Source organism: Collimonas sp. (assembly GCF_035566375.1).
Lineage (GTDB): Bacteria > Pseudomonadota > Gammaproteobacteria > Burkholderiales > Burkholderiaceae_D > Collimonas.
The window spans coordinates 29,064-40,380 of record NZ_DATMRK010000070.1 but is presented as its reverse complement, the minus strand read 5'-3'; the positions used below and the strand labels follow the sequence as shown (position 1 = coordinate 40,380).

12 protein-coding genes are annotated in these 11,317 nt (G+C 56.6%); 3 read left to right on the top strand and 9 right to left on the bottom strand.

What is annotated here, in order from left to right:
• Positions 1 to 167 precede the first annotated feature (167 nt).
• Both VNZ60_RS21330 and tcdA read right to left on the bottom strand, forming a co-directional pair.
• The gene (locus tag VNZ60_RS21330; protein WP_211464478.1) at positions 168 to 872 is read right to left on the bottom strand and encodes an MgtC/SapB family protein; all 705 of its coding nucleotides are present in this window, start codon (positions 870 to 872) and stop codon (positions 168 to 170) included.
• 309 nt (positions 873 to 1,181) lie between these two features.
• Positions 1,182 to 2,036 (bottom strand): tRNA cyclic N6-threonylcarbamoyladenosine(37) synthase TcdA, encoded by an 855-nt coding sequence (tcdA, locus tag VNZ60_RS21325; protein WP_325662758.1) that lies wholly within the window; start codon positions 2,034 to 2,036, stop codon positions 1,182 to 1,184.
• A 200-nt stretch (positions 2,037 to 2,236) separates the two neighbouring features.
• Here tcdA and VNZ60_RS21320 point away from each other — a divergent pair, with 200 nt between their 5' ends.
• From VNZ60_RS21320 to VNZ60_RS21310, 3 genes are all read left to right on the top strand, one after another.
• A complete protein-coding gene (locus VNZ60_RS21320; RefSeq protein WP_325662756.1) occupies positions 2,237 to 2,785 on the top strand; it encodes a hemerythrin domain-containing protein in 549 nt (182 codons plus the stop codon).
• Positions 2,782 to 3,435, top strand: coding sequence for a pyridoxamine 5'-phosphate oxidase (gene pdxH / locus VNZ60_RS21315; RefSeq protein WP_325662754.1), 654 nt, complete (start codon positions 2,782 to 2,784; stop codon positions 3,433 to 3,435). The genes VNZ60_RS21320 and pdxH overlap by 4 nt, the downstream gene beginning before the upstream one ends.
• Before the next feature lie 62 nt (positions 3,436 to 3,497).
• Entirely contained in the window at positions 3,498 to 4,712 is a 1,215-nt protein-coding gene (locus VNZ60_RS21310) for a cyclopropane-fatty-acyl-phospholipid synthase family protein (RefSeq protein WP_325662752.1), read from the top strand.
• Between the two features lie 50 nt (positions 4,713 to 4,762).
• Here VNZ60_RS21310 and msrA read toward each other — a convergent pair whose 3' ends face one another.
• The 7 genes from msrA to fba all read right to left on the bottom strand — a co-directional run bounded on the left by msrA (position 4,763) and on the right by fba (position 11,280).
• Complete coding sequence (msrA, locus tag VNZ60_RS21305; RefSeq protein ID WP_325662750.1) at positions 4,763 to 5,296, bottom strand: peptide-methionine (S)-S-oxide reductase MsrA; 534 nt, start codon at positions 5,294 to 5,296, stop codon at positions 4,763 to 4,765.
• Between the two features lie 157 nt (positions 5,297 to 5,453).
• On the bottom strand, positions 5,454 to 6,170 hold the full coding sequence (locus VNZ60_RS21300; RefSeq protein ID WP_325662748.1) for an OmpW/AlkL family protein: 717 nt from the start codon (positions 6,168 to 6,170) through the stop codon (positions 5,454 to 5,456).
• A 272-nt stretch (positions 6,171 to 6,442) separates the two neighbouring features.
• Positions 6,443 to 7,477, bottom strand: coding sequence for an L-threonylcarbamoyladenylate synthase (locus VNZ60_RS21295; protein ID WP_325662746.1), 1,035 nt, complete (start codon positions 7,475 to 7,477; stop codon positions 6,443 to 6,445).
• On the bottom strand, positions 7,478 to 8,683 hold the full coding sequence (locus tag VNZ60_RS21290) for a 5-(carboxyamino)imidazole ribonucleotide synthase (protein ID WP_325662744.1): 1,206 nt from the start codon (positions 8,681 to 8,683) through the stop codon (positions 7,478 to 7,480).
• A gap of 5 nt (positions 8,684 to 8,688) precedes the next feature.
• A complete protein-coding gene (purE, locus tag VNZ60_RS21285) occupies positions 8,689 to 9,207 on the bottom strand; it encodes a 5-(carboxyamino)imidazole ribonucleotide mutase (protein ID WP_325662742.1) in 519 nt (172 codons plus the stop codon).
• Positions 9,207 to 10,103 (bottom strand): phosphoribosylaminoimidazolesuccinocarboxamide synthase, encoded by an 897-nt coding sequence (locus VNZ60_RS21280; RefSeq protein WP_325662740.1) that lies wholly within the window; start codon positions 10,101 to 10,103, stop codon positions 9,207 to 9,209. Before VNZ60_RS21280 ends, purE begins: the two co-directional genes overlap by 1 nt.
• Positions 10,104 to 10,215: 112 nt before the next feature.
• A complete protein-coding gene (fba, locus tag VNZ60_RS21275) occupies positions 10,216 to 11,280 on the bottom strand; it encodes a class II fructose-bisphosphate aldolase (RefSeq protein ID WP_211464456.1) in 1,065 nt (354 codons plus the stop codon).
• Positions 11,281 to 11,317: the final 37 nt, after the last annotated feature.

Here is an 11,317-nt window from a genome sequence, read left to right as displayed (position 1 = left end):
CTCGCAAAAACAGCTCATTTACCTCTCAGCTGCTTCGCTTGTTTCGCGTCGTTCTCAACGGGAGGCGAACTATAGCAACCCTTTTAAAACCCAGCAAGTACTTTGTTAAAAATATTTCGATTTATCTCTTTTTGCCCAAATTCGCGCCTATCAACAGCACTCACTCACTACACATCAACAGAATTCAACACCGCCCAGCGCGCGGCACTCACGCCCTTTTCCAGGCTGATCCGGCTGACTATCTGTTCCAGCTGCGAATGATTGCTAGGTGAAGTAATCAAATCTGCCCGCACCTCAAGCTGGGTACCTGAAGCCAAGTCCTCGCTATGCAGCGACTGCACAACCAGGTGCGGCATGCCATTCAACATATGCAGCATCAAGGTACGCACCTGCACCTCGTCTTCCGGCCGACATACTATAGAGAGGCGATATACCTGCTCGATTTCAGTCGCGCTATGCAGATCCTGGCGATTGATCAGGTGAGACACCCCACGCAACAATACATTGGCGCCCAAAATTGCAGCCGCGCCGATGGCTGCTTCCAATGCATGGCCGAGCCCGCACAACACGCCAACCGCCGCCGAGCACCACAATGTCGCAGCGGTATTGAGCCCGCGCACGTTAATCCCTTCACGCATGATGACGCCAGCGCCAAGAAAGCCGATACCGGACACGACATAAGATGCGATCCGGGTCGCGCCCTGCGGATCAGACTCGAATGCAGAGACCATGACGAACAAGGATGCGCCGATCGATACCAGGGCGTTAGTCCGCAAACCGGCCATGCGCTGGCGCATTTGACGCTCCGCGCCTATCAGCGAACCTAAGGTCAAGGCGAGCAATACGCGCAAGGTAAATATTTTCCAATCCATCTTCACTACCTTTCTGTGTGCATCGCCATGCCAGCTGGCGACATTCCATGGGTGCTCATCGCTGCTTCAGGTACTGAAGATCAGCGAACAATGCAAACAAACGAATGGATGGGATATATATGGTGGCGATGCGGGATCGCACGAGATACTACAGCGCGTCAATTCACAAGCTGTAGCAATGAGCGACTACTAACTAGCAGATGAATTGCAGCGGGCTGTGCGCCCATCCACGGGTACTGGTCCAACTGTCCAAAGGCGAATCCCCTGCAACGATAGTCCACGGAATTCTATTTAGACACTATGGGCAAGTCAAGCAACAACCTCTGCATCGGCGGCGAGCTTGCGTAGAACATGCGCCGCCGCGACCAGGCCGAAGGTTGCAGTTACTACTACCGCCGAGCCATAACCGGCACAATTCAGGCCTGTGACACCGGGCGCGGCGTCAGCGTCGATGCTGCATGCCTCTTCGGTGAGCGGCGCACTTAACGGTTCGGTGGAAAAAACGGCGTCAATGCCGAAGCGGTTCCTGTCGCCGCGCGGGAAACGGTGTTCCGAGCGTAAACGCTTGCGCACCTTGGCCAACAAAGGCTCTTGTTCGGTCTTGGAGAGATCGCGGATTTCGATCCGGGTAGGATCGACCTGACCGCCGGCGCCGCCAATCGTGATCAGGCGAATACCCTTGTCTCGGCAATAGGCGATCAATGCCGTCTTGGCGCGCACATTATCGATGGCGTCGATTACATAATCGTAGCGCTGCTCCCCTATCATTTCCGGCAAATTATCTGCAGTGATGAAATCTTCCACCTCGGTCACATGGCAGTAGGGATTGATCTGGGCGATACGGGCCGCTAGCGCGCTCACTTTGGCTTGGCCAAGCGTATCGGTCAGCGCATGGACCTGACGGTTGATGTTGGATTCGGCCAGATTATCCAGATCGATCATGGTCAAATTGCCGATCGCACTACGCGCCAATGCCTCGATGGCCCAAGAGCCAACTCCGCCGACCCCGATCACGCAGACATGCGCTTGCAGGAAACGCGCCAGCGCGGCGGCGCCATACAGGCGCGAAATACCGCCAAAGCGCCGATCGAAATCGATCTCGTCGAGGTCGATGGCAGTGGGAACGGAAACGCCGGAAGCGCTTGATACGACAGATGAAGGCATGGTTGGAAGCAAAAAAATACAGGCAATCGCCAAAATATCCGAGAACGACCAGATATCGCTATTGACGCTATTTTACCGGCTCCGCAAGACGGATTTATTTTGAAGTGCTTTAATATGAGTACATTGCCATTTATCGAAAAATTATCAGATAAGCATCTATTCGCCAAGAGCGCCCCAGGTTAACCACGAGATACATCATCATGCCAAACGCACTGATCAGCACGGCGCCGGATTTCAGCCAGCCGATAGCCGTCCTCAAACACTGCCACGAACGGATACGCAAGCAGCTCGCAACACTGCAGAATTTGCTCGACCATGTGCCGCAACACGGCAACGATGCCCAGGCACAGCAAGCGGCCCACAGTGTCATGCGCTATTTCAATCAAGCCGCCCCGCATCATCACGCAGATGAAGAACACGACCTGCTGCCGATGTTGAACTCCACAGCAACCGGAGAAGATGCCGCCGTGCTGCAAAAACTGATGCCGGAAATCCTGGCCGAACATCAGCAGATGGATAGTCTCTGGCATTCTCTTAACCAACAATTGAGCCATATCGCCGACGGCGAAGCGGCAACCCCGGCGACGCTGCTTTCGGCGCAAGATGTCCATCAATTTTCCAGCATCTACTCTGCTCATATGGAAAAGGAAGAAACCTGGATCGCCCCCATGGCAAAGCGTATTTTCAATGACCAGCAGATGCAACAACTAGGAGCAGCAATGCAACAACGTCGAGGTATTTCAGCATGAGCCAAACCAAGGACCGATCAATCGCAGATCTCAGAATCGACTACAGCCAAGCCAGCTTGTCAGAAGCAGACAGCGCCGCTGATCCAATTATGCAATTCGGAAAATGGTTTGATGAAGCCATCCAGGCTGAAGTGCCGGAAGCGAATGCAATGAGCCTGGCAACGGTGGGAAGCAATGGCCGGCCATCGTCGCGCATCGTACTGATCAAGCAATTTGATGAACGTGGTTTCACCTGGTTTACCAACTTCGAAAGCCGCAAGGGCCACGAGCTTCTGGAGCATCCCTACGGCGCGCTGTTGTTTCACTGGATAGCGCTGGAACGCCAGGTACGCATCGAAGGCAGAGTCGAGCGTGTCTCCGAAAGCGAGAGCGATGCTTATTTTCACAGCCGTCCGTTACGCAGCCGACTCAGTGCGATCGCGTCGGCACAAAGCCAGCCCATAGGCAGCCGTGACGTGCTGGAAGCCGAATATGCAAAGGCCGAACAAGAGTTTGGCGATCACCCGCCGCGTCCAAATCATTGGGGCGGCTACAGACTTTTTCCGGATACGGTAGAATTTTGGCAAGGACGGCGGTCCCGTTTGCATGACCGGATTTTGTATACTTTGAACGCAGAAGGCAGCTGGCAGCGGCAACGCCTGCAGCCTTAGTTCTGCGTCATCGGTCAACGCTGACCGCTTGGTACAAGTATTTAATCACCGGAGGAGAAATCGTGTTCTGGGAAAAGAAGCTTGAAAACTGGGTCAACGAAGTCCGTCACCGTGCCGCACTACCGTTGCGGCTCGAATTGTGGAACGGCCAGCGGTTTGACTTTGGCAGCTATGCGGCGCCAGAGGTTACTGTACGTGTGCCGCATGTCTCCTCGCTTAGTTACCTGCTGACGCCATCTCTCGCCAATCTCGGCGAGGCCTATGTCGAAGGCAAAATTGAAGTCGAAGGGAAAATCAAGGAAATCATCGCTGTCGGCAATGCACTGGCCGCCAATACACTGAAGGCGGATGGCAAATTTTCCCGCATTACCCGCACTTTCCGTCACAACAAGGAAAAGGACGCCGAAGCGATTCGTTATCACTACGACGTCTCCAATGATTTTTACAAGCTGTGGCTGGACCAGAACATGGTCTATTCCTGCGCCTATTTCGAGAACGGCGATGAAGACCTGGCCACTGCCCAACTCAAGAAAATCGATCACATCCTGACCAAGATCCAGGTCCAGCCGGGCCAAACCCTGCTCGATATCGGCTGTGGCTGGGGCGCTCTGGTATTGCGGGCGGCGCAAAAATTCGGCGCTAGATGCGTTGGCATCACGCTCTCGGAAAACCAGTACGCATTAGCCAAGGAGCGGGTTGCGCAAGCCGGCCTTGAAGACCGGATAGAGATTCGCCTGCAAGACTATCGCGATATTACCGGCAGCTTCGACAGGATTACCAGCGTCGGCATGTTCGAGCATGTCGGCCTGAATCACCTGCCTGGGTATTTTTCGCGTATCCGCAGCTTGCTGGCGGACGACGGCATCGCGATGAATCACGGCATCACCACCACCGACATCGACAATGGCGAATCCCCATACGGCGGCGGCGAATTCATCGAAAAGTATGTGTTTCCGCATGGCGAGTTGCCGCATATCGGCCTGGTGTTGAAAACCATGCAGGAAGGCGGGCTCGAAGTATTCGACGTGGAAAATCTACGGCGCCACTATGCCAAGACTTGCGGCATCTGGGCAGACAATCTGGAAGCGCGTGCCGACGAGGTTAGAAAAGTCGTCGATGACCGCCGCTTCCGCATCTGGCGCATTTATCTGGCTGGCAGTTCCTACGGTTTCGACCGCGACTGGATGTCTCTGTACCAGGTCGTTTGCCGCAAAGCAGGTCGCAGCGCGAGCACCTTGCCTTGGTCCCGGGATTATATTTATCAGGCGTCGAAATAGTCCGTGGACTATCCATACCCACTGCTCCGCCTGGAACAGTGGGTAAACCCTCAGCTGCCGATGACCTTCTCGGTAAATATCTTCCGCAACTTTGCCACTTTTGGCGCGACTACGAACGCACAATAACCCTGTAACGGATGTTGGCGGAAGTAGTTCTGATGGTAGTCCTCCGCCTTGTAATAAGTTTCTGCAGGACTCAACTCGGTGATAATGGGCGCATCCCAGACATTGGCCATTTCTGCAATCACCTGTTCCGCAGCTTTTTTCTGCTGCGGCGACTGATAATAAATTGCAGAACGGTATTGCGTGCCGACGTCGTTGCCCTGTCGGTTCAAGGTGGTTGGGTCGTGAATCGTAAAGAAGATTTCCAGCAACTCACGAAAACTGATCTGATCCGTGTCGAATGTCACCGCCACCACTTCGGCGTGACCAGTAGTGCCTTCGCAGACCTGCTCATAAGTCGGGTTCGCTACCTGGCCGCCGGTATATCCCGATTCGACATGCTGCACTCCCTTTATTTCCTGGTACACCGCCTCCAGGCACCAGAAGCATCCGCCCCCTAAAACTGCAACTTCCTTGGTCATGGCCGCTACTCCCTGGTTACTTTCCGCTAACACTTTCACTTTAACGCAATCTGCCGCCACTTGTCGATGTAGATATGCAGAATCTCATATGCAATCCATGCGGGCAAAAAAATGCCCTGGCTATGCAGGGCATTTAGTACAAACCTTATCCGGCGATTTAGAACTTGTAGCCGACTGTCAGTATCGACACCAAAGGATTCAGAGTGATTTTGGTAGTGGCGTGGGTCGTTGTTCCATCGCTGTGGCGAGTACTCAGGTCAGCCTTGGTGTCCAGCGGGACATACGACAGGGAGAAGCTGGCGGACCAGTTCTTGTCGAAATTATAGGCCATGCCAACCGTCCCGACCGGCGCGAAAGAACTGCTCAAATCGGCGCTGGTGGAAGCGCCAGGATCGCCGCCGCCCAGAAGTCCGGTCAGGCTGCTGGTCAGCTTGATGTTCGAATACCAGACGTATGTAACGCCGGCGCCGACAAAAGGACGGAATTGGCTGTTAGCGTCGCCGAAGTAGTATTTCGCCACGACCGCCGGACTCCATTGCGTGGCCGTGCCAAGCTGGCCGAGGCTATTCAGGGAACCTGCGCCGCTCAGCTTGAATTTCGGCGGAATGCCCAAGTCCGCCGTTACGGCGATATTGTCGGTAAAGAAATGGGTCATCTGCAGGATGACAGTGTCAGCGTTGGAAACATGCGCGCCGCTATTTGGCACCGTGAAGGTCCCGAGCTTCAACGGCTCGCTGGACTGGTTCAGCCCGAGGTGTGCCCAGCCGACGTTGAGGAGATTGTCGCCAGCCTGCTGCGCCATGGCAGGAGCCGCGAATGCTGCCAGTACGGACAGGGCCGCCAGTTTCGGCAATACGTTGAATTGTTTTTTCATATGTCTTCTCCAAGTTACACTTCATTTTTAGTAGCGGGATTTTTGCCTGCAGCGAATACAGTACAAACCCATTTTTTTGGCGTTTTTCCGTTCTGGCCTGGCCAGACAACGCTCTCTTATTCGACTGCATTTACCAGAACTGGCGCATCCGTAACTTCCGGATATCTTTTTCCATGCTTTTTTCCATCGAAAAGAACGCGCGTGCTATTCTTTTTTTACACTATGCCAGCTTTAGAATCGTTTGACTACAGTTGTAGCTTTTTTACCTCAAATTATTTTTTGAAACCTGCCAGGACGGCAGATGAATCGTGCGCGGCACGGCGTAAACGGTCATTGACGCCCTGCCAGTCCGGGTCGGACGGCGGTGCTTCAACCACGATCAGGTCGGCCGCCGCATGATCCATATTGCGCAGCGCGGCATAGAGATCATGGGCATACGCCGGGGCTGAAGCTGCCATGGGAAATTGCGCGGCCAAAGGCGGAATCTCCTTGGCCAGCGTGGAATAGCTGATCAGCGCCAGGCTTTGTCCGGCCTGGCGCATCTGCTGCAGGGTGTCCGCCAGCTGCGCCGAGGGCACCAGCAGCACCGGGGTGCGCGGCGCATAGTGCGATTCCAGCGTGCCTGAAGCGCGCGGAGCGGCGGCGTCGGCGGCTTGTACCGCGACTCCCAGCACCGCGCCGATTTGCGCGGCGCTGATATGGCCGGGCCGCAGCAGCACCGGTCCATGCGACGCCAGGCGCGACAAATCGATGATGGTCGACTCGATGCCGACCTCGCTCTGGCCGCCATCCAGGATACAAGCAATCGGGCTATCGCCGTCGGCGTCGAATTCATCGCGCACATGCTGCGCCGTGGTCGGGCTGACATGGCCGAACTTGTTTGCAGACGGGCCGGCAATGCCGCCCTTGCCGCCTTTGAACTCGCGCAGCAAAGCCTGCGCCACCGGATGCGACGGGCAGCGCAAGCCGATCGAGCTCTGGCCGCCCGAAACCTGGTCCGGTATGTGCGCGGCGCGCGGCAAGATCAGCGTCAGCGGCCCCGGCCAAAAAGCGGCGATCAGCGCTTGCGCCTGCGGCGGCACCGACTCCACCCAATAAGCGATGTCAGCTTCCGGCGCGACATGGACGATCACCGGATGATTGGACGGACGTCCTTTGGCAGCGTAGATGCTGGCCACCGCCGCCGCATTCTCGGCATCGGCTCCCAGCCCGTACACCGTTTCGGTAGGAAACGCGACCAATGCGCCCGCCTCCAGCTTGCGCGCGGCCAGCCGGATTGCTTGCTGATCGATGATCGAGTCTTTCATTTACGCCGCGATGCCGAGGATATCGCAGGCTTGCGCCAGTTGCTGCTGGGCTTCAGCCATGGTCGCTGCGATGAAAGTGATATGCCCCATCTTGCGCGCACGGCGCGCCTGCGCCTTGCCGTACAAATGCAAATGCGCCGCCGGCAAAGCCAGGATCCGGTCCCATGCCGGTTCACGCGCTTGCTGGCCGTCGCCGTCAAACCATACATCGCCCAGGATATTCAGCATCACCGCCGGCGAATGCTGGCGGGTATCGCCCAAAGGCATGCGCGCCATGGCCCGCACCTGTTGTGCGAACTGGCTGGTGACGCAGGCATCCATGGTGTAGTGGCCACTGTTGTGCGGGCGCGGCGCCATTTCGTTGACCACCAGCGAACCGTCTTGCAAGACAAAAAATTCAATGCACAAGACGCCGACATACGCGAGTTGCTCAATGATGGCCAGCGCCGCATGCTGGGCGCGCCTGGCGGTTTCGTCGCAGACATTCGGACCTGGTACCGTAGTGGTAAACAGGATGCCGTCGCGATGCACGTTTTCGGCAATCGGATACACCGCTGCCGTACCGTCAACGCCACGCACCACCAGCACCGAAACCTCGTAGGCCAGCGGCAGCATCTTTTCCAGCACGCAAGCGACGCCGTTCATGCCGGCAAATGCCTGACGCACCTCGTCCAGGCTGCGCACCCGAACCTGACCCTTGCCGTCATAACCGAGCCGGACCGTTTTCAGGATGCCGGGCAATAATTCGGCGGGAATATTATCGATATCCGCTACTGATTCAATCAGATGATGCGGCGCCGGCAGCACCGTCGAAGCCTTGGCGCACTCGGTAAAAAACCGCTTTTCCACCATACGGTCCTGGGCTACCGAAACACAGGCAGCGGCGGGAGCCACAAAGCTGTGCTGCGCCAGAAGCGCCAGGCTCTCGGCGGCAACGTTTTCAAATTCGGTGGTCACCGCCGCACACAAACCTGCCATCTCGGTCAAGGCAACTTCATCGCTGTAGTCGGCCAGAAAATGGCGATCGGCGACATGCGCGGTGGGGCAATCCTGCTCTGGTTCGAGCACGGCCACCTTGTAACCCATGGCTTGCGCTTCATGGGTGAACATGCGGCCCAGCTGGCCGCCGCCCATCACGCCCAGCCAGGTTGATGGCGTGGTGCCGGGAACTATAGGATCTGTCGAATCGTGCACTTTGTCTTCCATACCACTCATACCGGAGGCAATTTCATATCAAGGGCAATTTGTGTCTGCTTGACGCGGAACGCCAGCAACTTCTCGGCCAGCACCTCGTCGGTGCAGGCCAGCATAGCGATTGCCGACAGCGCCGCGTTTGCCGCGCCAGCTTCACCTATGGCATAGGTTGCGACTGGAATCCCCTTCGGCATCTGCACGATAGACAGCAAGGAATCCTCGCCGCGCAAATACTTGGATGGCACCGGTACGCCCAGCACCGGCACGATGGTCTTGGCCGCAATCATGCCCGGCAGATGGGCGGCGCCGCCGGCGCCGGCGATGATAGCGCGCAAGCCGCGCGCACGTGCCGTTTCAGCATAAGCAAACATCTGATCCGGCATGCGGTGCGCCGAGATCACTTGTGCTTCGTGTGGAACGCCAAACTCGGTCAGGATGGCGACCGCGTGCTGCATCACCTCCCAATCGGAAGAGGAACCCATGACGATGCCGATCAAGGGCTGCTGGTCTTTCACCACGGCTGCAGTGCTCATCATCAGTCCTTCAGCGTTTCGCCGGTCAGGCTGAACAGCGCTTCGCGATACTTGGCGCCGGTTTTTTCAATCACATCCGCCGGCAAGGTTGGCGCAGGCGCCGTCTTGTCCCAGCTGGTGACGGTTTCCAGGTAATCGCGCACGAATTGCTTGTCGAACGATGGCGGCGAGATCCCGACCTGATAGCTGGACGCCGGCCAGAAGCGCGACGAATCGGCGGTCAGCACTTCATCCATCAGATGCAGGACGCCGTTCTGGTCGAGGCCGAATTCGAATTTGGTGTCGGCGATGATGATGCCGCGCGTCGCCGCATAGTCGGCTGCGGTCTTGTATAGCTCGATACTGATGCTGCGGATCTTGCCGGCCAATTCCGTGCCGATCCGCCTTTCCATGTCGTCAAAACTGATGTTCTCGTCATGCGCGCCCATCTCGGCCTTGGCGGCCGGAGTGAAAATCGGTTCAGCCAGCTTCTCGGCCTGCTGCAAACCCGCCGGCAAGGCAATGCCGCAGATCGCACCAGTCGCCTGATAATCTTTCCAACCCGATCCGATGATGTAGCCACGCACCACCGCCTCGACCATGATCGGCTCCAGGCGCTTCGCCACCACCGCACGGCCGCGCACTTGCTCGACTTCATCCGGCGCCACTACCGATTCCGGAGCAATCCCGGTCAAATGGTTAGGAACAATCGCAGCCAGCTTGTCAAACCAGAAATCGGACATGCGGTTCAAGACCTTGCCTTTGCCCGGGATAGGTTGATTCATGATGACGTCGAAAGCCGACAGACGATCAGAGGTCACGATCAGGATCTTGTCTTCACCGACAGCGTAGTTTTCGCGCACCTTGCCGCGACCCAGCAGCGGCAGGGAAGTAATGGTGGATTGGTAAAGGCTTGTCATGGTTATTCCATAAGTCAGAAAACCAGATAGCGAATGGCTGAAGCACCATCCGTTACCTGGTAAATTATCGCGCCAAGCCTCGCCTGGCGCTATTACAACGTCTATTTGTTTATTACTGAACGATCTGCGCCAGCTCGCCCTTCTTGTATTTCTCTGCAATTTTCTCCAGCGAAACCGGCTTGATCTTGGCGGCTTGGCCTTCGCAGCCAAACGCCAGGAAGCGGGCTTTTACGACTGCCTTGGCAGCTTCGCGAGCCGGCTTGAGGTAATCGCGCGGGTCGAATTTGCTTGGATTCTCGATCAGGTAACGGCGAATCGCACCGGTCATCGCCAACCGGATATCGGTATCGATATTGATCTTGCGCACGCCGTGACGAATCCCTTCCTGGATTTCTTCGACCGGCACACCGTAGGTTTCTTTCATGTCGCCGCCGAACTGACGAATTTCCGCCAGCAATTCCTGCGGTACCGATGACGAACCGTGCATCACCAGATGGGTGTTGGGAATGCGGGTGTGGATTTCCTTGATGCGCTCAATCGCCAGGATATCGCCGGTTGGCTTGCGCGAGAACTTGTACGCACCGTGCGAAGTACCGATCGCAATCGCCAGCGCATCGCACTGGGTCTGCTTGACGAAATCGGCCGCTTGCGAAACGTCGGTCAGCAGCTGCTCGCGGGTCATCTTGCCGTCGGCGCCGTGACCGTCTTCCTTGTCGCCCATCATGGTTTCCAGCGAACCGAGCACGCCCAGTTCCGCTTCCACGGTGACACCGATTGCGTGCGAGAACTCCACCACTTTGCGCGATACTTCTACGTTGTATTCGTAGCTGGCAACCGATTTGCCATCTTCCATCAGCGAGCCGTCCATCATCACCGAGGTGAAACCGGACTTGATCGCCGCCATGCATACTGCCGGCGACTGGCCGTGATCCTGATGCATCACCACTGGGATGTGCGGGTAAGCTTCTACCGCTGCTTCGATCAGGTGACGCAAAAACGCTTCACCGGCGTATTTGCGGGCGCCGGCCGACGCTTGCATGATGACCGGCGCGCCGACTTCATCGGCGGCCTGCATGATGGCAGTGACTTGTTCCAGGTTGTTGACGTTGAAAGCAGGCAGGCCATAGCTATTTTCAGCTGCATGGTCCAGCAATTGACGCATGGATACGAGAGGCATGTTGTACTCCGATAATAAAAACCTGTTGTGGAACAGC

Excerpts from the sequence above, each read along its gene's own strand:
- VNZ60_RS21295 (WP_325662746.1), bottom strand. The coding sequence starts at position 7,477 with ATGAAAGACTCGATCATCGATCAGCAAGCAATCCGGCTGGCCGCGCGC.
- VNZ60_RS21280 (WP_325662740.1), bottom strand. The coding sequence starts at position 10,103 with ATGACAAGCCTTTACCAATCCACCATTACTTCCCTGCCGCTGCTGGGT.
- VNZ60_RS21330 (WP_211464478.1), bottom strand. The coding sequence starts at position 872 with ATGGATTGGAAAATATTTACCTTGCGCGTATTGCTCGCCTTGACCTTA.
- msrA (WP_325662750.1), bottom strand. The coding sequence starts at position 5,296 with ATGACCAAGGAAGTTGCAGTTTTAGGGGGCGGATGCTTCTGGTGCCTG.
- VNZ60_RS21320 (WP_325662756.1), top strand. The coding sequence starts at position 2,237 with ATGCCAAACGCACTGATCAGCACGGCGCCGGATTTCAGCCAGCCGATA.
- tcdA (WP_325662758.1), bottom strand. The coding sequence starts at position 2,036 with ATGCCTTCATCTGTCGTATCAAGCGCTTCCGGCGTTTCCGTTCCCACT.
- VNZ60_RS21290 (WP_325662744.1), bottom strand. The coding sequence starts at position 8,683 with ATGGAAGACAAAGTGCACGATTCGACAGATCCTATAGTTCCCGGCACC.
- pdxH (WP_325662754.1), top strand. The coding sequence starts at position 2,782 with ATGAGCCAAACCAAGGACCGATCAATCGCAGATCTCAGAATCGACTAC.
- VNZ60_RS21300 (WP_325662748.1), bottom strand. The coding sequence starts at position 6,170 with ATGAAAAAACAATTCAACGTATTGCCGAAACTGGCGGCCCTGTCCGTA.
- purE (WP_325662742.1), bottom strand. The coding sequence starts at position 9,207 with ATGATGAGCACTGCAGCCGTGGTGAAAGACCAGCAGCCCTTGATCGGC.
- fba (WP_211464456.1), bottom strand. The coding sequence starts at position 11,280 with ATGCCTCTCGTATCCATGCGTCAATTGCTGGACCATGCAGCTGAAAAT.